The 19,089-nt window shown below is 71.0% G+C and carries 19 protein-coding genes and 1 pseudogene; 15 read left to right on the forward strand and 5 right to left on the reverse strand.

Translation table 11 applies throughout. The features are described from left to right. The 10 genes and pseudogenes from AC5Y43_RS16990 (at position 1) to AC5Y43_RS17035 (ending at position 11,119) form a co-directional block, all read left to right on the forward strand. Positions 1-1,161 (forward strand): XdhC family protein, encoded by a 1,161-nt coding sequence (locus AC5Y43_RS16990; RefSeq protein ID WP_499974303.1) that lies wholly within the window; start codon positions 1-3, stop codon positions 1,159-1,161. Between the two features lie 31 nt (positions 1,162-1,192). Further along, positions 1,193-2,083, forward strand: coding sequence for an FAD binding domain-containing protein (locus AC5Y43_RS16995; RefSeq protein WP_499974304.1), 891 nt, complete (start codon positions 1,193-1,195; stop codon positions 2,081-2,083). Positions 2,084-2,087: 4 nt separating this feature from the next. Beyond that, positions 2,088-2,567 (forward strand): (2Fe-2S)-binding protein, encoded by a 480-nt coding sequence (locus AC5Y43_RS17000; RefSeq protein ID WP_499974306.1) that lies wholly within the window; start codon positions 2,088-2,090, stop codon positions 2,565-2,567. Beyond that, a complete protein-coding gene (locus AC5Y43_RS17005; protein ID WP_499974307.1) occupies positions 2,564-4,963 on the forward strand; it encodes an aerobic carbon-monoxide dehydrogenase large subunit in 2,400 nt (799 codons plus the stop codon). The genes AC5Y43_RS17000 and AC5Y43_RS17005 overlap by 4 nt, the downstream gene beginning before the upstream one ends. A gap of 2 nt (positions 4,964-4,965) precedes the next feature. Further along, positions 4,966-5,718: pseudogene (locus tag AC5Y43_RS17010) on the forward strand (XdhC family protein); the annotation flags it as partial. Between the two features lie 128 nt (positions 5,719-5,846). Further along, entirely contained in the window at positions 5,847-6,731 is an 885-nt protein-coding gene (locus AC5Y43_RS17015; RefSeq protein ID WP_499974309.1) for an AAA family ATPase, read from the forward strand. Between the two features lie 12 nt (positions 6,732-6,743). Beyond that, positions 6,744-7,397 (forward strand): SRPBCC family protein, encoded by a 654-nt coding sequence (locus AC5Y43_RS17020; RefSeq protein WP_499974311.1) that lies wholly within the window; start codon positions 6,744-6,746, stop codon positions 7,395-7,397. 6 nt (positions 7,398-7,403) lie between these two features. Next, on the forward strand, positions 7,404-8,606 hold the full coding sequence (locus AC5Y43_RS17025) for a vWA domain-containing protein (protein ID WP_499974312.1): 1,203 nt from the start codon (positions 7,404-7,406) through the stop codon (positions 8,604-8,606). Between the two features lie 15 nt (positions 8,607-8,621). Then, on the forward strand, positions 8,622-9,761 hold the full coding sequence (locus AC5Y43_RS17030) for a glycoside hydrolase family 76 protein (RefSeq protein WP_499974313.1): 1,140 nt from the start codon (positions 8,622-8,624) through the stop codon (positions 9,759-9,761). Continuing rightward, positions 9,758-11,119 (forward strand): 3-oxoacid CoA-transferase, encoded by a 1,362-nt coding sequence (locus AC5Y43_RS17035; protein ID WP_499974316.1) that lies wholly within the window; start codon positions 9,758-9,760, stop codon positions 11,117-11,119. The genes AC5Y43_RS17030 and AC5Y43_RS17035 overlap by 4 nt, the downstream gene beginning before the upstream one ends. Before the next feature lie 22 nt (positions 11,120-11,141). Here AC5Y43_RS17035 and AC5Y43_RS17040 read toward each other — a convergent pair whose 3' ends face one another. Further along, positions 11,142-11,819: a DedA family protein gene (locus AC5Y43_RS17040; protein ID WP_499974317.1), complete on the reverse strand. Its 678-nt coding sequence runs from the start codon at positions 11,817-11,819 to the stop codon at positions 11,142-11,144. Between the two features lie 31 nt (positions 11,820-11,850). Next, positions 11,851-12,696 (reverse strand): Rv0361 family membrane protein, encoded by an 846-nt coding sequence (locus AC5Y43_RS17045; RefSeq protein ID WP_499974318.1) that lies wholly within the window; start codon positions 12,694-12,696, stop codon positions 11,851-11,853. A gap of 47 nt (positions 12,697-12,743) precedes the next feature. Between AC5Y43_RS17045 and AC5Y43_RS17050 the strand changes: the two genes are divergently transcribed. Then, positions 12,744-13,157, forward strand: a complete 414-nt coding sequence (locus AC5Y43_RS17050) for a DUF3151 domain-containing protein (protein WP_499974320.1) — start codon at positions 12,744-12,746, stop codon at positions 13,155-13,157. A 5-nt stretch (positions 13,158-13,162) separates the two neighbouring features. Here the strand turns inward: AC5Y43_RS17050 and AC5Y43_RS17055 are convergent, their stop codons facing one another. Genes AC5Y43_RS17055 through AC5Y43_RS17065 form a run of 3 tightly spaced genes read right to left on the reverse strand, consistent with a single transcriptional unit; the run spans position 13,163 to position 15,471 of the window. Then, positions 13,163-14,056: a cation diffusion facilitator family transporter gene (locus AC5Y43_RS17055; RefSeq protein WP_499974321.1), complete on the reverse strand. Its 894-nt coding sequence runs from the start codon at positions 14,054-14,056 to the stop codon at positions 13,163-13,165. Further along, positions 14,056-14,838, reverse strand: coding sequence for a site-2 protease family protein (locus tag AC5Y43_RS17060; RefSeq protein ID WP_499974323.1), 783 nt, complete (start codon positions 14,836-14,838; stop codon positions 14,056-14,058). The genes AC5Y43_RS17055 and AC5Y43_RS17060 overlap by 1 nt, the downstream gene beginning before the upstream one ends. Before the next feature lie 9 nt (positions 14,839-14,847). Continuing rightward, entirely contained in the window at positions 14,848-15,471 is a 624-nt protein-coding gene (locus AC5Y43_RS17065; RefSeq protein ID WP_499974324.1) for a peptidase M50, read from the reverse strand. A gap of 81 nt (positions 15,472-15,552) precedes the next feature. Here AC5Y43_RS17065 and AC5Y43_RS17070 point away from each other — a divergent pair, with 81 nt between their 5' ends. From AC5Y43_RS17070 to AC5Y43_RS17085, 4 genes are read left to right on the forward strand one after another with little or no spacing between them, the layout of a single operon-like run. Then, a complete protein-coding gene (locus tag AC5Y43_RS17070) occupies positions 15,553-16,851 on the forward strand; it encodes an adenylosuccinate synthase (protein WP_499974326.1) in 1,299 nt (432 codons plus the stop codon). Further along, on the forward strand, positions 16,848-17,495 hold the full coding sequence (locus AC5Y43_RS17075) for a PaaI family thioesterase (RefSeq protein ID WP_499974327.1): 648 nt from the start codon (positions 16,848-16,850) through the stop codon (positions 17,493-17,495). Before AC5Y43_RS17070 ends, AC5Y43_RS17075 begins: the two co-directional genes overlap by 4 nt. 29 nt (positions 17,496-17,524) lie before the next feature. Then, the gene (purT, locus tag AC5Y43_RS17080) at positions 17,525-18,670 is read left to right on the forward strand and encodes a formate-dependent phosphoribosylglycinamide formyltransferase (RefSeq protein ID WP_499974329.1); all 1,146 of its coding nucleotides are present in this window, start codon (positions 17,525-17,527) and stop codon (positions 18,668-18,670) included. Next, entirely contained in the window at positions 18,667-19,089 is a 423-nt protein-coding gene (locus AC5Y43_RS17085) for a rhodanese-like domain-containing protein (protein WP_499974330.1), read from the forward strand. Before purT ends, AC5Y43_RS17085 begins: the two co-directional genes overlap by 4 nt.

The following is a 19,089-nucleotide window of genomic DNA, read 5'->3' on the forward strand; positions in this document are numbered from 1 at the left end:
GTGCGCGACGTGCTTGCCGAGCTGATGGCGATCTGGCGTGCCGGGAACACCGCGGGCCTCGGCACGGTGGTGCGGACCTTCCGGTCCGCGCCGCGGCCGCCGGGCGCCTCGCTGGTGGTGGCGCCCGACGGCTCGGTGACGGGGTCGGTGTCGGGCGGCTGCGTGGAGGGCGCGGTCTACGACCTGGCCGCCGAGGTCGCCAAGACCGGGACGCCGCGGCTGGAACGCTACGGTGTCAGCGACGACGACGCGTTCGCCGTCGGGCTGACGTGCGGCGGCGTCATCGACGTCTTCGTCGAGTCGCTGTCGCGGGCGACGTTTCCCGAACTCGGCGCGGTCGCCGACGACGTCGGCGAGCACCGCCCGGTGGCGGTCGCGACCGTCATCGCGCACCCCGACGCGGCGTGGGTCGGGCGGCGTCTCGTCATCCGGCCGGACGGGACGGCCGGTTCGCTGGGCTCGGCGCGCGCCGACGCCGCGGTCGCCGACGACGCGCGCGGCCTGCTGGCGGTGGGCCGCAGCGAGGTCCTCGAGTACGGGCCCGACGGGCAGCGGCTGGGCGAGGGCATGGAGGTCTTCGTGTCCAGCTACGCACCGCGCCCGCGGATGCTGGTGTTCGGCGCCATCGACTTCGCCGCCGCCCTGGCGCAGCAGGGCTCGCTGCTCGGCTATCGGGTCACCGTGTGCGACGCCCGCGCGCTGTTCGCCACGCCGGTGCGCTTCCCGACGGCCGACCGCGTCGTCGTCGACTGGCCGCACCGCTACCTCGCCGCGCAGGCGCAGGCCGGCGCCGTCGACGAGAGCACGGTGATCTGCGTGCTCACCCACGACCCGAAGTTCGACGTCCCGGTGCTCGAGGTGGCGCTGCGGCTGCCCCGGGTCGGCTACGTGGGGGCGATGGGATCGCGGCGCACCCACGACGACCGGATGACCCGGCTGCGGGCCGCGGGGCTGACCGATGCCGAGCTGGGCCGGTTGTACAGCCCCATCGGGCTGGATCTCGGCGCCCGCACCCCCGAGGAGACCGCGGTGTCGATTGCCGCCGACATCATCGCCAAGCGCTGGGGCGGCGGGGGCCGCCCGCTGACCGAGACGGCCGGGCGGATCCACCACGACACCCACGTCAAGAGCGACTTAAACGATTACTTAACTCGCTATTGACGCGTGTTGGGCAGCGGCTGACACTGCTGCAATGCAAGTACCGGGACCCTTCGAATACGAACGTGCAACCAGCGTCGATCACGCCGTCGGGCTGCTGGATCGGCTGGGCGAGGGCGCGCGGGTGATCGCCGGCGGGCACAGCCTGCTGCCGATGATGAAGCTGCGCATCGCCAACCCGGAGTACCTCGTCGACATCAACGACCTGGCACCCGAGCTCGGCTACGTGATCACCGATCCGACCCTGGTGCGCGTGGGCGCCATGACCCGGCACCGCGAGATCCTCGAGTCCGACACCCTGGCCGCGGTGTGCCCGATCTTCCGCGACGCCGAACGGGTGATCGCCGACCCGGTGGTCCGCAACCGCGGCACCCTGGGCGGCTCGTTGTGCCAGGCGGACCCGGCCGAGGACCTGGTGACGGTCTGCACCGTGCTGGGCGCGACGTGCCTGGCCCGCGGCCCGTCGGGGGAACGCGAGATCCCGATCGACGAGTTCGTCGCCGGCCCCTACGAGACCACCCTGGCGCACAACGAGATCCTCGTCGAGGCCCGAATCCCGGTGCGGCTCAACACCTCCAGCGCCTACGCCAAGGTGGAGCGCCGCGTCGGCGACTGGGCGGTGACGGCGGCGGGTGCGAGCCTCACGCTGGACGGCGATGCGATCGCCGCCGCGCGCGTGGGCCTGACGGCGGTCAACCCCGACCCGGGCGCGCTGGCCGAACTGGCCGCCGACCTGGTCGGCCGGCCGGCCACCGAGGAAACCTTCGCCGCGGCGGGCCGCCGCGCCGCGGAGGCCTGCGAGCCGGTCACCGATGTCCGTGGCACCGCCGAGTACAAGCGGCATCTGGCCGCCGAGCTGACCATCCGCACGTTGCGCAGTGCCGCCGAGCGTGTGCGCGACACGCCCAAGTCGGAAGGGAACTGACACCATGCAGGTGAACCTGACCGTCAACGGCGAGCAGGTGAGCGCCGACGTCGAACCGCGGATGCTGCTGGTGCACTTCCTGCGGGATCAGTTGCGGCTCACCGGAACCCACTGGGGCTGCGACACCAGCAACTGCGGAACGTGTGTGGTCGACGTCGACGGGGTGCCGGTGAAGTCGTGCACGATGCTGGCCGTGATGGCCTCGGGCCACAGCGTGCGCACCGTCGAGGGACTGGCGGGGGCTGACGGATCCCTGGATCCGATCCAGGAGGGGTTCATGCGCTGTCACGGCCTGCAATGCGGCTTCTGCACGCCGGGCATGATGATCACCGCCCGCGCGCTTCTGGACCGCGACCCCGACCCCGACGAGGAGACCATCCGGGAGGCGATCTCCGGGCAGATCTGCCGCTGCACCGGATACACCACGATCGTGCGCTCCATTCAGTGGGCCGCGCAGCACAGCGGGGCGGAGGTCACGTCATGACCACCATCGAATCCCGTCCGCCCTCACCCGAAGACACCGCCGACAACGACCAGAAGCCGTGCGGCCACGGCCGGATGCTGCGCAAGGAGGACCCGCGCTTCATCCGCGGGCGCGGCATCTACGTCGACGACGTCGCGCTGCCCGGCATGCTGCACCTGGCCATCCTGCGCTCGCCGTACGCGCACGCCCGCATCGCGGGCATCGACGTGACTGCGGCCCTTGCGCATCCGAAGGTCAAGGCCGTCGTGACCGGCGCGGACCTGGCCGACAAGGGCCTGGCCTGGATGCCGACGCTGGCAGGCGACGTGCAGGCCGTGCTGGCCACCGACAAGGTGCGCTTCCAGGGCCAGGAGGTGGCGTTCGTCGTCGCCGAGGACCGCTATTCCGCCCGCGACGCGCTGGAGTTGATCGACGTCGACTACGACCCGCTGGACCCCGTCGTCGACGTCCGCGCGGCGCTCGACCCGTCGGCGCCGGTGATCCGCAGCGACCTCGACGGCAAGACCGACAACCACATCTTCGACTGGGAGACCGGCGACGCGGCCGCCACCGAGGCGGTGTTCGCCCGGGCGGACGTCGTCGTCAAGCAGGAGATCGTCTACCCGCGGGTGCACCCCGCACCGATGGAAACCTGCGGCGCCGTAGCCGATTTGGACCCGGTGACCGGGAAGCTGACGTTGTGGACCACCTCGCAGGCACCGCACGCCCACCGCACCCTGTACGCGTTGGTCGCCGGCCTGCCCGAGCACAAGATCCGGGTCATCTCGCCCGACATCGGCGGTGGCTTCGGCAACAAGGTGCCGATCTATCCGGGCTACGTGTGCGCGATCGTCGGCTCGTTGCTGCTGGGCAAGCCGGTGAAGTGGATGGAGGACCGCAGCGAGAACCTGACGTCGACCAGCTTCGCGCGCGACTACATCATGGTCGGTGAGATCGCCGCCACCGCCGACGGCAAAATCCTGGCGGTACGCACCAATGTGCTGGCCGACCACGGCGCGTTCAACGGCCAGGCCGCGCCCACCAAATACCCGGCCGGGTTCTTCGGGGTGTTCACCGGCAGCTACGACCTCGAGGCCGCCTACTGCCACCAGACCGCGGTGTACACCAACAAGGCGCCCGGCGGGGTGGCGTACGCGTGCTCGTTCCGGATCACCGAGGCGGTGTACCTCGTCGAGCGGCTGGTGGACTGCCTGGCCTTCGAGCTGAAGATGGACCCGGCCGAGCTGCGGCTGCGAAACCTGTTGCGGCCCGAGCAGTTTCCGTACCGGAGCAAGACCGGCTGGACCTACGACTCGGGTGACTACGAGGCCACCATGCGCAAGGCCATGGACATGATCGGCTACGACGCGCTGCGCGCCGAGCAAAAGGAGCGGCGCGCGCGCGGCGAGCTGATGGGCATCGGCATGTCCTTTTTCACCGAGGCCGTCGGCGCCGGGCCGCGCAAGGACATGGACATCCTGGGCCTGGGCATGGCCGACGGCTGCGAGCTGCGGGTGCACCCGACGGGCAAAGCCGTTGTGCGGCTGTCGGTGCAGAGCCAGGGCCAGGGCCATGAGACGACGTTTGCGCAGATCGTGGCCGAGGAGCTGGGCATCCCGCCCGACGACATCGAGGTGGTGCACGGCGACACCGACCAGACCCCGTTCGGGCTGGGCACTTACGGCAGCCGCTCCACCCCGGTGTCGGGCGGGGCGGCGGCGCTGGTCGCCCGCAAGGTCCGCGACAAGGCGAAGATCATCGCGTCGGGCATGCTCGAGGTTTCCGTCGCCGACCTGGAGTGGGAGAAGGGCACCTTCCACGTCAAGGGCGACCCGTCGGCGTCGGTGACCATCGCCGACATCGCGATGCGCGCGCACGGCGCCGGCGACCTGCCCGAGGGCATCGAGGGCGGGCTGGACGCCGAGGTCTGCTACAACCCGGAGAACCTGACCTACCCCTACGGCGCGTATTTCTGTGTGGTGGACGTGGACCCGGGTACCGCGGTGGTCAAGGTGCGGCGCTTTTTGGCCGTCGACGACTGCGGCACGCGGATCAACCCGATGATCATCGAGGGCCAGGTGCACGGCGGTATCGTCGACGGCATCGGGATGGCGCTGATGGAGATGATCGCGTTCGACGACGACGGCAACTGCCTGGGCGGATCGCTGATGGACTACCTGATTCCGACCGCGCTCGAGGTACCGCACCTGGAGACCGGGCACACCGTGACGCCGTCGCCGCACCACCCGATCGGCGCGAAGGGCATCGGCGAATCGGCGACCGTGGGGTCGCCGCCGGCCGTGGTGAACGCGGTGGTGGATGCGTTGGCGCCGTTCGGGGTTCGCCACGCCGACATGCCGCTGACGCCGTCTCGGGTGTGGGAGGCCATGCAGGGCAGAGCGCGGCCACCGATCTAGCCATGACCATTCGGGAGCGGGCTGAGCAGCTGTTGGCGGCGCGGACGCCGTTCGTGCACGCGACGGTGGTGCGTGCCCAGCCGCCCACCTCGTCCTTCCCCGGCGACGAGGCAATCGTGTTGGCGGACGGCACGATCGAGGGTTTCGTCGGTGGCCAGTGCGCGCAGCACTCCGTGCGCAAGGCGGGGTTGGGCGCGCTGCAGGCGGGCGAAAGCGTGCTGCTGCGCGTGCTCCCCGACGGCGACGTGCACTTCCCGGAGGCCCCCGGTGCGTGTGTCGTCGTCAACCCCTGCCTGTCGGGCGGATCGCTGGAGATCTTTTTGACCCCGCAGCTGCCGGCGCCGCTGATCCGCATCCACGGCGCCACCCCGATCGCCGACGCGCTGGCCCAACTGTGCGCGGTGCTGGGCTACGACGTCGAACGCAAGGACGGTGACGCCGACCCGTCCGACGCCGCCGCCACCGCGGTCGTGATCGCCAGCCACGGCGGACCGGAGGCCGAAATCGTCCGCGCGGCAATCGATCACGGCGTCGGATACATCGGTCTGGTGGCCAGCAGGGTGCGCGGCGCCTCGATTCTGGGGCAGCTCGAACTGTCCGATGCCGAGCGGGCCCGCATCCACACCCCGGTCGGATTGTCCATCGGTGCCAAGACCCCGGCCGAGATCGCGGTGTCGATCGCCGCCGAACTCGTCGCCGGCATTCGCGGCGGCGATCTGGGCCGCACCGCCGTTCCCGACGCGCCGGGCGAGGCCGTCGACCCGGTCTGCGGGATGACGGTGACGATCGGGCCCGCCTCCGAGCACCTGCGGGTCGCCGGCGCGGACTACTGGTTCTGCGGCGCGGGCTGCCGGACGGCGTTCGCGGACCGGCTAGCCGGCGAATGACCGCGCCATTCGCGGATCCCGGCGATGTGGTCCGCCGGTTCGACGCGCAGAACTACCTGCTGGACACCGGGACCGCGTCGGCGATCTACCTGGCGGTCACGCTCGGCCGGCCGCTGCTGCTGGAGGGCGAGCCCGGGGTCGGCAAGACGACGGCGGCGAAAACCCTTGCCGGCGTGCTGAATACCGAGCTGGTCCGGTTGCAGTGCTACGAGGGGCTGACCGCCGGCGAGGCGCTCTATGACTGGAACTACCAGCGTCAGCTGCTGTCCATCCGGCTCGCCGAGGCTCGCGGCGACACCCTCGAAGAATCCGATCTCTACACCGAGGCCTACCTGGTGGACCGGCCCATCCTGCGGTGCGTGCGCCATCGCGGGTCGGCGCCGCCGGTGCTGCTCATCGACGAAATCGACCGCGCCGACGACGAATTCGAGGCGTTGCTGCTGGAGTTCCTCGGCGAGGCGTCGGTCACCGTGCCCGAGCTGGGCACCTTCGTCGCCGAGCGCCCGCCGATCGCGGTGCTGACGTCCAACCGCAGCCGCGACCTGCACGACGCGCTGCGCCGTCGCTGCCTCTACCACTGGATCGACTACCCGGAGCCGGCCCGCGCCGCCGCGATCGTGCGCCGGACGGTGCCCGGGGCGACGGCGCCGCTGATCGAGCACGCCACCCAGTTCGTCGGCCGCGCACGCGAACTCGACCTGGACAAGCCGCCCGGCGTCGCCGAGACGATCGACTGGGTCGCCGCCCTGGTGTCGCTGCGCGTCGCGGACCTGCTGGATGAATCCGGCGATGCGGCCGTAACCACCCTGGGGGCGCTGGCCAAGACCCCGGACGACCGTACTCTGATTCGCGATGCGTACATCCACTACAGCCGTACCTGAGAGGACCACAGCATGAAGATCGCCAACCAGTTCACCGTCAGCGCGCCCATCGAGAAGGCCTGGGACGTGCTGAGCGATCTGGAGCAGGTGATCCCGCTGATGCCCGGGGCGCAGCTGACCGGCCATGAGGGCGACGACTACCTCGGCAAGGTGAAGGTCAAGGTCGGGCCCGTCACCAGCGAGTTCAGTGGCAAGGTCCACTTCGTCGAGCTGGACCGCACCGCGCACCGCGCCGTCATCGACGCCAAGGGCAAGGAGGCGCGCGGCACCGGCAACGCGGCCGCCACGGTCACCGCCCAGCTGCACGAGGACGGGGAGCGCACCAGCGTCACCGTCGACACCGACCTGAAGATCGTCGGCAAGCTGGCCCAGTTCGGCAGCGGAATGCTGCAACAGGTTTCGGAGAAGCTGCTGGGCCAGTTCGTCGAATCGCTGGAGGCCGAGCTGGCCGCCCAGCAGGCGCCCGCGCAGCCGACGGCCGCGAGCCCGGCGGGCCCAACTGAGCCGGAAGCCGCCGGGCCGCGCCACGCGGCCCCCGCGGCCGAGCCGGAGCCGATCGATCTGCTCGAGCTCGCCGGTGGTGACCAGCTCAAGAAGTACGGCGCCGCGGCCGCGGCGGTGCTCGCCGTGCTGGCCCTGATCTGGGTGCTGCGCCGGCGGCGCTAGCGGCTCGTGAGCACCCCACTGCTGTTGCGGGGCGTCGACCTGGCGGCGTTCGCCGCCGCGATGGTGGCGCGGCTGCGCGGCGCGGGGGTGCTGGTGTCCGCCAACGGGCAGGCCGGCTTCGTGCGGGCGCTGCGACTGCTGGTGCCCGACACCACGTCGACGCTCTACTGGGCGGCCCGGCTGACCCTGGTCAACCGGAGGGAGGACCTCGCCGCCTTCGACGCCGTGTTCGCCTCGGTGTTCGGTGGGTCCGGCGCTGTACCCGCCGACGCCGCCCTGCCGCTGCCCGGTCCCAAGACGCCCGCGGCCGGCACGCTGCGACGGGCGGGCGGCCCATCGAACACCGGCGGCCAACAGCTGCCGTGGGCCACCCGCGCCACCGCCGATGCGGCCGCGGAGGCGGGCGCCCTGCTGCCGGATCCGCTGCCCAGCCGCCTGGCCGCGCTCGCCGACGAACCGTTCGACCGCTTCGACCCCGACGACCTGCGCCTGCTCGGCTCCTGGCTGGAGGCCACGGTCGCGCGCTGGCCGCGGCGCCGCAGCATGCGCTTCGAGCCCAGCGCGGCCGGCAAGCGCATCGACCTGCGGGCCACCATGAACGCGTCGCGCGCGACCGGCTGGGAAGCGGTGCTGCTGGCCCGAACCCGGCCCCGCCGCCGGCCCCGGCGGGTCGTCCTGGCCTGCGACGTCAGCCGCTCGATGCAGCCGTATGCCGCGGTCTATCTGCACCTGATGCGCGCGCTGATGCGCCAGCCGGGCATGCGCCCGGAGGTCTTCGCGTTCTCGACGTCGCTGACCCGGCTCACGCCGGTGCTCTCGCACCGCTCGGCCGAGGTGGCGCTGCAGAAAGCCAACGCGAAGGTCACCGACCGCTACGGCGGCACATTCATCGGCCGCAGCATCGGCGCCCTGCTGGCGCCCGGCCTTTCCGGGCACGGCAACGCGCTGCGCGGCGCGGTGGTGATCATCGCCTCCGACGGCTGGGATGCCGACCCGCCGGAGATCCTCGCCCACGCGATGGCCCGGCTGCGCCGCCGCGCCGCGCTGCTGGTGTGGCTCAATCCCCGTGCGGCGCAACGTGAATTCCAGCCGCTGGCCGGCTCGATGGCGGCGGCGCTGCCCCAGTGCGACCTGTTCCTGCCGGCGCACTCGCTGACCGGGCTGCGCCAATTGCTGCTCGCCCTGACCGGTGATCGCGCCGCCGGTTAGGGCAGGATCGGCAGTATGGATCAGCTCTGGGCCAACCGCGCGGCCAGCGCCGAAGCGGCTGTCGCGCAACGGCACCTGAAGAGACTCTGGGCGCTGCCGGGAACCCAGCTCGGGGTGGTGGCCTGGCCGTCGACCCGCAAGGACCGCTCGTTCGGCACCTGGCACTACTGGTGGCAGGCGCATCTGCTGGATTGCCTGGTCGACGCGCAGCTGCGTGACCCGCGGCCCGAGCGCCGCACCATGATCAACCGTCAGGTTCGCTCGCACCGGCTGCGCAACAACTTCTCGTGGATCAACAGCTATTACGACGACATGGCGTGGCTGGCGCTGGCGCTGGAGCGCGCCGCCCGCATCGCCGGCGTCGAGCGCCACCGCGCGCTGCCCAAGCTCGCCAACCAGTTCGTCGACGCCTGGGCGCCCGAGGACGGCGGCGGCATCCCGTGGCGCAAGCAGGACCGGTTCTTCAACGCCCCGGCCAACGGGCCGGCGGGCATCTTCCTCGCCCGCTACCCCTCCACCGGGGAGCACCTGCAACGGGCCGACCAGATGAGCGACTGGATCGACCGCACGTTGATCGACCCCGAGACGCACCTCGTGTTCGACGGCATCAAGGCCGGCTCGCTGGTGCGCGCGCAGTACACCTACTGCCAGGGCGTCGTGCTCGGGCTGGAAACCGAGCTGGCCGCCCGCACCGGCGCCGAGGCCAGGACCCGCCACGCGCGACGGGTGCATCGGCTGGTGGCGGCGGTCGGCGAACACATGGCGCCGGCGGGCGTGCTCAAGGGCTCCGGCGGCGGGGACGGCGGCCTGTTCGCCGGCATCACCGCCCGCTACCTCGCCCTGGTCGCCACCGCGCTGGCGGGCGAGTCCGCCGACGACGCCGTCGCCCGCGACACCGCCCGCAACATCGTGCTGGCGTCGGCGAAGTCGGCGTGGGACTACCGGCAGACCGTGGACGGGCTGCCGCTGTTCGGCGCGTCCTGGGACCGCGACGCCGAGCTGCCGAGCGCCGGCGGGCAGCAGGCACAGTTCGTCGAGGGCGCGGTGACGGCGTCGGAGGTCGCCGAGCGGGATCTGTCGGTCCAGCTCTCCGGTTGGATGCTGATGGAGGCCGCCTGTAACGTCACCGCCGTGACGACGGGCAACCACCAATGAGCGAACACTCCGGCAGCAAGGTCCACCCCGACGCCGAGTCGGCGCTGAGCGGCCTGTTGAAGGACGACATCACCATCGCCGCCGGTGGATTCGGGTTGTGTGGCATCCCCGAGAACCTGATCCAGGCGCTGGTGGACAGCGGCATCACGGGCCTGACGATCGTCGGAAACAACGCCGGCGTCGACGATTTCGGCATGGGGCTGTTGCTCAAGGGCCGGCAGGTCAAGAAGGTCATCGCCTCCTACGTGGGGGAGAACAAGGAATTCGAGCGCCAGGTGCTGGCCGGCGAGCTGGACCTCGCGCTCACCCCGCAGGGCACGCTGGCCGAGAAGCTGCGCGCCGGCGGCGCGGGGATTCCCGGCTTCTACACGCGCACCGCGTTCGGCACCCAACTCGCCGACGGCAAGGACATGCGGGTCTTCGGCGGCACTGAATACGTGCTGGAGGAAGGCATCCGCGCCGACGTCGCGATCGTCAAGGCGTGGAAGGGCGACACCGCGGGCAACCTCGTCTACCGCAAGACGGCGCGCAACTTCAACCCGATGATCGCCACCTGCGGCGAGGTGACCGTGGCCGAGGTCGAGGAACTCGTCGAGGTCGGCGAGCTCGATCCCGACCTCATCCACACCCCCGGCATCTACGTGGACCGCATCATCCAGGGGCCGCGCTACGAGAAGCGGATCGAATTCCGCACCACCAGCGGCGGCGCCGCGGTCAAGAAGGACAGCCCCATCCGCGAGCTCATGGCCAGGCGCGCCGCGAAGGAACTGCGCGACGGCTACTACGTGAACCTCGGCATCGGGATTCCGACGCTGGTGGCCAACTTCATCCCCGACGACATCAACGTGACCCTGCAATCCGAGAACGGGCTGCTGGGCATCGGGGCGTATCCGGCCGACGACGACGTGGATCCCGACCTCGTCAACGCCGGCAAGCAGACCATCACCACGATCGGCGGCTCCAGCTTCTTCAGCAGCGCCGACTCCTTCGCGATGATCCGCGGCGGCCACATCGACCTGTCGATCCTCGGCGGGCTGGAGGTGGCCGAGAACGGCGACCTGGCCAACTGGATGGTGCCCGGCAAGATGGTCAAGGGCCCGGGCGGCGCGATGGATCTGGTGTCGGGGGTCAAGCGGGTGATCGTCGTGATGGATCACGTCGCCAAGGACGGCAGCCCGAAAATTCTCAAACAGTGCACGCTGCCGCTGACCGGAAAAGGCGTGGTGGACATGGTCATCACCGACCTGTGCGTCTTCGACGTCGACCCGCAGCGCGGGCTGGTGCTCACCGAACTGCATCCGGGGGTGTCGATCGACGACGTCCGCGCGAAGACCGGCTGCGACTTCGTCATCGCGTGACGCCTCGCGTGACGTCGAGCCGTCAGTCGCGAACCGGCAGCGGCTCCTGGTCCTCGTCGGTCGCGCGGCGGCGCCGCTGATACCCGCGCCAGGCCGCGATGAACGCCGGGATCATCGAGACAAACAAGATCGCCAGGATGATCTTTTCCAGGTTCTGGTGGACGAACGGCACGTTGCCCAGGAAGTAGCCGATCAGGGTCACGCCGCCACCCCACAGGGCGCCGCCCACGATGTCGAACGCCAGATAGACCGGGTAGCGCATGTAGGAGACCCCGGCGACCACCGGGGTGAAGGTCCGCACGAACGGCAGGAAGCGGGCCAGGATGATCGCCCACGCGCCGTATTTCTCGAAGAACGCGTGTGACTCGGTCACGTAGTGCTTCTTGAAGAACCGGGAGTCTTCCTTCTTGAACAGCGCCGGCCCGATCCGGCGGCCGATGAAGTAGCCGGTCTGGTCGCCGAGGATCGCGACGACGGCGACGGCCGGCGCCAGCACCCAGATGTCCAGCGTCCCCTTGGCCGCGAGCAGCCCGCCGGTGAACAGCAGGGACTCCCCGGGGAGCAGTGGGAACAGCAGCCCGGTCTCGACGAAGACGATGGCCAGGATCGTCGGCAGCACCGCCGACGCGAAGTAACCCCTGGGACCGATCCAGGTCATCGGGTCGAGGATGTTGGGCAGGGCCAGCACGGCGGTGCTCATGATGCCCCAACATACCGGCGGTGGCCGCCTACTAGCCGCTGGGGGACTGGCAGATCTTCCACTGGTCGTCGCGGTATTGCAGGTCGAGGCTGCGCGTCGAACGCAGCGACGGGTCGTACGCCATGAACGTGGTGATGTTGGCCTCGGCGTGCTGGCCGTTGACGACGACCTGGTCGATGCTGGCGATCACCGGATACTGCTTGGCCGCCGACACCCGCTGGTAGGTCTCCTGCCACGCGTGTTCGTCGTAGTCCACGTAGCCGTCGCGGGAGGTCCCGCAGGTGATGGTGCGCAGCGCGGTCAGGTCGCCCCGTTGCACGGCGACGTCGTATTGGCCGATGGTGTGCCGAACCTTGTCTTCCTCAGAGGCTTTCGAGTGCTTACCGCGCGTCAGCAACACGGTGCCCAGGATCGCGATCGCCGCCAACGCCAGCAGGACCACCACCAGCGCCAGCACCCAGCCCCAGTTGACCTGCCGGGTGGTCCGCAGCTTTGCGCCCAGTCGCGGCGGAATGGATTGCGGGACAGCGGCTTTGCCGGCCACCGGCGGTCCCCCGGACCCCGCGGGCCCCGCAGCGCCCCCGGTCCCCGGCGCCGAGGCGAATACCTCGGTCGCGGGTTCGGCGGGAGTCGCGATGATCGTCGTTTCCTTGGCGTCGAACCCCGGTGCGGTGAAACGACGCTCGCGCTGCAGGCCTTCGAGATTGGCCTCGGCGTCGTTGTCCTGATCCGGTTTGTTGATCACCACGGTTTCGGTCTCGGGGTCGTTGGGCACCATCGGCTGGCCCTCGGTTCCCGGTTCGCCGTTCTCGAAGCCGCTCTCATCGCCCGGCCGCCTCGGCGCGCCCCCGCGGTCGGGTTCCGGTGGATTGGGCATGACAGGAGCTTAACTACCCGAACCCGGGAGACTGCAAAATAGACGCCATGACGTCGATGGGAGATCTCCTCGGACCCGACCCGATCCTGCTGTCCGGCGACGGCGATGCCGAAACGCGACTGCAAGCGGGCGAGAAACCCGACGCGGTCGCCGCCGCGCACCCGTCGGCGTCGGTGGCGTGGGCCGCCCTCGCCGAGGCGGCGCTCGCCAACGGCGAGGCCGTCACGGCCTACGCGTTCGCCCGCACCGGTTACCACCGCGGCCTCGACCAGCTGCGCCGGCACGGCTGGAAGGGCTTCGGCCCGGTGCCCTACGCGCACGAACCCAACCGCGGGTTCCTGCGGTGCGTGGCGGCGCTGGCCAAGGCGGCCGACGCCATCGGCGAGACCGACGAACACCAGCGCTGCCTGGACCTGCTCGACGACTGCGACCCGGCCGCGCGCGCCGCGCTGGGCCTGTAACGCTTCTAGAAGCTCTCTGTGCAGTCCCGCCCCGGGTGCTCGATCTGCACCGTGGCGTGGTCCACGCCGCGCGCCGCCAGCACCGCCCGCGCGTCGCGCAACACCCGCGCGGAGTCGCCGTCGCTGATCAGGTGCGCGGTGCACATGTCCTTGCCCGGTGAGAGCGTCCACACGTGCAGGTCGTGCACCTCGGTCACGCCGTCGACGGCGCCCAGCGCGCTGCGCAGTTCGTCCACGTCGATGTGCGCGGGTGACGACTCCGACAGGATGCGCAGCGCGTCGCGGGCCAGCGCGATGGCCCGGGGCAGCACCCACAGCGCGACCAGCACCGCGACCGCGACGTCGGCGTACGGCCAGCGCGTCGTGACCGTGACGATGCCCGCGATCAGCACACCCAGGCTGCCGACGCTGTCGGCGACCACCTCCATATAGGCGCCCTTGACCGCCAGGCTGGCCGCCGAGTGCGACCGCAGCATCAGGGCCACCGCCAGGTTGGCGAGCAGCCCGGCCAGCGCGACCACGATCATCGGCACGCCGGGCACCGACGGGGTTTCCCGGAGCCGCTGGATCGCCTCCCACAGGATGAACAGTGCCACCCCGATCAGCAGCCCGGCGTTGGCGACCGCGGTGAACACCTCGGCGCGGTGCCACCCGTAGGTGCGCGCCGGCGACGAGCTGCCGCGGCGGGCCAGCATCACCGCGGCCAACCCCATGAACACGGCCACGACGTCGGTCAGCATGTGCCCGGCGTCGGCCAGCAGCGCGATCGAGTTGATCAGCAGCGAGGTGGTCAGTTCGACGACGAAGAACGCCGCCAGGACCGCCGCGGCGACGACCATGCGCGGGATCAGCCGGGACTCGCCGGTCCCGGTGGGGGTGTGGCTGTGGCCGGCGCCCATTAGAACCAGGCGCTCCAGAAGCGGGTCAGCGCGCTGCCCCAGGCAACCAGCGCGTGCGGCACCCCGGAGAAGTCGAACAGCCACAAAACCAGCCCGAAGAACCAGCGGCCCGGCCCCGGCGCCAGGAGCAGGAACAGCACGGCAATGAACCCCCACTGTTTGGCCGGCGCCACCGCGCGCTGCGTCTGGGGGCTCAGGTGCGGCTCCAAAGCGTCGTAGCCGTCCAGGCCGGGGATCGGCAGCAGGTTCAGCAACAACGCGGTGATCTGCAAGAACCCGAGAAACGCCATCCCGGACCACAGCACCGCGTGGGCCGGATCGAACAGCAGCCGCGTCAGCACCAGCAGCAGCACCGCCAGCACCAGGTTGGCCGCCGGTCCCGCCAGGCTGACCAGGGTGCGGCGGGCGGGCGTCATGAACCAGGTCCGCACGTACACCGCGGCGCCCGGCAGGCCGATCCCGCCCAGCGCGATGACCACCATCGGCAGCAGCAGCGAGAGCGCGGGGTGGCTGTAGCGCCGCGGGTCCAGGGTCAGATAGCCGCGGACGGCGACGTCGTGGTCGCCGAAGCGCCAGGCGGTCACCGCGTGCCCGAATTCGTGCAGGCACAGCGAGACCAGCCAGCCGGCGATCACGAAGACGAACACCCCGGCATACGACAGCGGCCGCACGCTCGTGCCGGCCTGCCAGGCCAGCACGCCGCCGACCGCCGTCAGCGCGACCAGGCCCAGGAAGATCGGGCTGGGCCGCACCGATTCGTGCTGGCGGGCGGGGAAGCTCACCGGTCGAAGCTACCGGACCAGCAGCCACCCCTCGACGTGGCGGTAGAACGTCGACCGGCGCGCGCTGCGCGGCGCGGCGACGCCGTCGCGCACGACGGTGACACCGGTGCTGCCCAGCTGGGCCGCGCGGCCGGGAACCCAGCGGCGCCACCCGCCGCGGACACGCGCCCGCAGACCCGGCACGGCCAGCGTCGGCTCGACCCAGACCCCGGCCACCTCGCCGTCGAACAGCGTGGTGTCGTCGACGACGGCCTCGCCGCGCAACAGCTGCCCGTCTTCCGGCGGCAGCCAGGCGGCGCGGCCCACGATCACCGACCCGGTCTCGTCGCGGATCAGCGGCACCCGTTCGGCCGACCCGCTTACCGCGCGCCGCGCCGCCCGCCGCCCCGCCGGGGCGCGGTAGACCCGCGTCGCGTGGGTGCGGCGCGGCGGCGCGTATGCCACCTCGACGTCGAGCCGCTCGGCGCGCAGCAACCGGCCCAGCACCGCGGCCAGGTCGGCGTCGGCGCCGACGACCACCAGCCGCGAGCAGTCCCCGATCGCGGCGTCGATAGCCGTGTGGGCCGGCAGGCTACTCAGGGTCCGCGGCACGCGCCGATCGCCGAACACCAACACCGCCACGCTGTAATTCACGACGCTCCTCGCAACCTGCTGGGATAGGGTGGGTCACCGGCTGGACCACAATAGATAGGCGAGACCAGGCGGGAGCAAGTCATGCCGGCAATCGTCCTCATCGGCGCCCAATGGGGCGACGAGGGCAAAGGTAAGGCCACTGACCTGCTCGGCGGGCGCGTCCAGTGGGTGGTGCGCTACCAGGGCGGCAACAACGCCGGCCACACCGTGGTGCTGCCCAGCGGCGAGAACTTCGCGCTGCACCTGATCCCTTCGGGGGTGCTGACGCCCGGCGTCACCAACGTCATCGGCAACGGCGTGGTCATCGATCCCGGCGTGCTGCTCGACGAGCTCAAGGGCCTCGAGGACCGCGGCGTCGACACGTCCCGGCTGCTGATCTCCGCCGACGCGCACCTGCTGTTGCCCTACCACGTCGCCATCGACAAGGTGACCGAGCGCTACATGGGCAGCAAGAAGATCGGCACCACCGGCCGCGGCATCGGGCCGTGCTACCAGGACAAGATCGCCCGGATGGGCATCCGGGTGGCCGACGTGCTGCATCCAGACCAGCTGACCCACAAGGTCGAGGCCGCGCTGGAACTCAAGAATCAGATCCTGGTCAAGATCTACAACCGCAAGGCGCTGGACCCGCACCAGGTGGTCGAGGCCCTGCTCGAGCAGGCCGAGGGTTTCCGGCACCGCATCGCCGACACCCGGCGGCTGCTCAACGCCGCGCTGGAGTCGGGCGAGACGGTGCTGCTGGAGGGCTCGCAGGGCACGCTGCTCGACGTCGACCACGGCACGTATCCCTATGTGACGTCCTCGAATCCGACCGCGGGCGGCGCGGCGGTCGGCTCCGGGATCGGCCCGACCCGCATCACCACCGTGCTGGGCATCCTCAAGGCCTACACCACCCGCGTGGGCTCCGGCCCGTTCCCCACCGAGTTGTTCGACGAGCACGGCGAGTACCTGTCCAAGACCGGCGGCGAATTCGGCGTCACCACCGGGCGGCGCCGGCGCTGCGGCTGGTTCGACGCCGTCGTCGCGCGCTACGCCACCCGGGTCAACGGCATCACCGACTTCTTCCTGACCAAGCTCGACGTGCTGTCCAGCCTGGAAACGGTGCCGATCTGCGTGGGCTACCGCATCGACGGGGAGCGCATCCACGACATGCCGATGACCCAGAGCGACCTGGGCCGCGCCGAGCCGGTCTACGAAGAACTGCCGGGCTGGTGGGAGGACATCTCCGACGCGCGGGAGTTCGACGACCTGCCCGCCAAGGCGCGCGACTACGTGTTGCGGCTGGAAGAGCTTGCCGGAGCCCATATCTCGTGCATCGGGGTGGGCCCCGGACGCGACGAGACCATCGTGCGCCGCGACGTCCTGGCGGCCCGCCGGTGACGGATTTCGATCCCACCCAACTCGATCCCGACTACGAACATCACGGCGGCTTCCCGGAATACGCGCCGGCCACCCCCGGCCCGGGATTCGGCCGGTTCGTCGCGGCGATGCGCCGGCTGCAGGACCTGGCCGTGTCCGCCGACCCCGGCTCGGACGCTCAAGGCGTCTGGGACGACGCCGCCGACCGGGCCGAGGCCCTGGCGCAGACGCTGGCCCCGTTCGTGGCCGACGAGGGCGCGGCGCCGGCCGGACGCACGCCCGACTTGCCCGGCATGGGCAGTCTGCTGCTGCCGCCCTGGACGCTGACACGGTTCAGCCCCGACGGCGTCGAGATGACCGGACACTTCAGCCGGTTTCACGTCGGGGGCAACCACGCAGTGCACGGCGGCGTGCTGCCGCTGCTGTTTGATCACATGTTCGGGATGATCTCCCACGCCGCGGGCCGGCCGATCAGCCGCACGGCCTTCCTGCACGTCGACTATCGCAAGGTCACGCCGATCGACGCGCCGCTGCTGGTGCGGGGGCGCCTCACCAGCGCCGAGGGCCGCAAGGCGTTCGTGTCGGCGGAATTGGTCGACGGGGACGAGACCGTGTTGGCCGAAGGCAACGGCCTGATGGTGCGGCTACTTCCCGGCCAGCCGTAGAACACTCGCAGCCGACCTATCCTTGAGCGGTGACTGACGGCGTGACCGAAGGACGGGACGACGAAACGACGGCGCTCGTCGTGCCCGAGCAAACCCCGGAAGAGGGCCGCCCGAAGGTGCTGCTGCTCGGTTCCGGCGCACTCAGCCGGGAGCTGGCGCTCGCGTTGCGGCACCTGGGCGCCGCGGTGACCGGCGCCGACGAGCCGTCCGACGCGGCGCGCGAGGCGCGGCCGCAGTTCGTCGTGACCGCCACCGGCACCCTCGGCGCCGACGCCGTGCAGGCCCTCGAGGCGCTGGGCGCCGACGGCGCCGAACTCGTGCCCAGCGCCCGCACCGTCCGGCTCACCACCGACCGCGAGGCCCTGCGCCGGCTGGCCGCCGACGAGTTGGGGCTGCCCACCGCGCCGTTCTGGTTCGTCGGGTCGGTCGGCGAACTGCAGGCGGTGGCCGCGCACGCCGGGTATCCGCTGCTGGTGAAGCCGGCGTCGGGGCGCGGCCACTCGGTGGTCTCCGGCGCCGGCGACCTCGAGGCGGCCTGGCAGCGCGCGCAGGGCAGTACGGGGGGGCGGGTGATGGCCGAAACCGTGGTCGAGGTCGACTTCGACGTCACCCTGCTCGCGGTGCGCAGCGACGGCCCGAAGGGTCCCGCCATCGAATTCTGCTCGCCGATCGGCCATCGCGACGCCGACGGCGCCGTGCTGGAATCCTGGCAGCCCCAGCAGATGAGCCCGGCGGCGATGGACGCGGCAAGGTCGATCGCCGCGCGCATCGTCAAGGCGCTCGGCGGGCGCGGCGTCTTCGCCGTCGAGCTGATGATCAAGGGCGACGAAGTGTATTTCGCCGACGTCACCGCGTGCCCGCACGCCAGCGTCTGGGTGACCCTGCGCAGCCAGCGGCTTTCGGCGTTCGAGCTGCACGCCCGGACCATCCTGGGCTTGCCGGTGGACACCATGATGATGTCGCCGGCCGCCGCCCACGCGATCGCTCCCGACGGCGGGTCCCCGTCCGCCGGCGCGCTGAGCGGCGCCCTGCGGGTGCCTGAAAGCGATCTGCGCATCTTCGACGGCGGGGCCGGGTCCGGCGTCGCGCTGGCCACCGCACCCGAGGTGGCGACCGCGCGTGACCGTGCCCGACAGGTGGCGAACAGCTTGAATGTGCGAGACTCACGCGGGTGAGCTACGCAGGAGACATCACCCCGCTCGAGGCGTGGAAGCTACTCAGCGACAACCCCAACGCTGTGTTGGTCGACGTGCGCACCGACGCCGAATGGCGCTTCGTCGGGGTGCCCGACCTGTCGAGCCTGGGCCGCGACGCCGTGTACATCGAGTGGAACACCGGCGCCGGGGCGCCCAACCGCAACTTCGCCGACGAGCTGAAGGACAACGTCCCGCCCGCGCCGGCCGACCAGGAGCGGCCGGTGATCTTCCTGTGCCGCTCGGGCAACCGTTCCATCGGCGCCGCCGAGGTCTCGACCGAGCTGGGTATCACCCCGGCCTACAACGTGCTGGACGGCTTCGAGGGCCAGCTCGATGCCGGCGGTCACCGCGGTGAAAGTGGCTGGCGCGCGGTCGGTTTGCCTTGGAAACAGGGTTGA

Source organism: Mycobacterium sp. NGS57, assembly GCF_059812405.1.

What these genes read in the sequence shown, in the direction of transcription:
- AC5Y43_RS17055 (WP_499974321.1), bottom strand. Translation starts at nt 14,056, where the DNA reads ATGGGCGCCGGCCACAGCCACACCCCCACCGGGACCGGCGAGTCCCGG.
- AC5Y43_RS17050 (WP_499974320.1), top strand. Translation starts at nt 12,744, where the DNA reads ATGACGTCGATGGGAGATCTCCTCGGACCCGACCCGATCCTGCTGTCC.
- AC5Y43_RS17030 (WP_499974313.1), top strand. Translation starts at nt 8,622, where the DNA reads ATGGATCAGCTCTGGGCCAACCGCGCGGCCAGCGCCGAAGCGGCTGTC.
- AC5Y43_RS17040 (WP_499974317.1), bottom strand. Translation starts at nt 11,819, where the DNA reads ATGAGCACCGCCGTGCTGGCCCTGCCCAACATCCTCGACCCGATGACC.
- AC5Y43_RS17070 (WP_499974326.1), top strand. Translation starts at nt 15,553, where the DNA reads ATGCCGGCAATCGTCCTCATCGGCGCCCAATGGGGCGACGAGGGCAAA.
- AC5Y43_RS17045 (WP_499974318.1), bottom strand. Translation starts at nt 12,696, where the DNA reads ATGCCCAATCCACCGGAACCCGACCGCGGGGGCGCGCCGAGGCGGCCG.
- AC5Y43_RS17035 (WP_499974316.1), top strand. Translation starts at nt 9,758, where the DNA reads ATGAGCGAACACTCCGGCAGCAAGGTCCACCCCGACGCCGAGTCGGCG.
- AC5Y43_RS16995 (WP_499974304.1), top strand. Translation starts at nt 1,193, where the DNA reads ATGCAAGTACCGGGACCCTTCGAATACGAACGTGCAACCAGCGTCGAT.
- AC5Y43_RS17015 (WP_499974309.1), top strand. Translation starts at nt 5,847, where the DNA reads ATGACCGCGCCATTCGCGGATCCCGGCGATGTGGTCCGCCGGTTCGAC.
- AC5Y43_RS17005 (WP_499974307.1), top strand. Translation starts at nt 2,564, where the DNA reads ATGACCACCATCGAATCCCGTCCGCCCTCACCCGAAGACACCGCCGAC.
- AC5Y43_RS17020 (WP_499974311.1), top strand. Translation starts at nt 6,744, where the DNA reads ATGAAGATCGCCAACCAGTTCACCGTCAGCGCGCCCATCGAGAAGGCC.
- AC5Y43_RS17000 (WP_499974306.1), top strand. Translation starts at nt 2,088, where the DNA reads ATGCAGGTGAACCTGACCGTCAACGGCGAGCAGGTGAGCGCCGACGTC.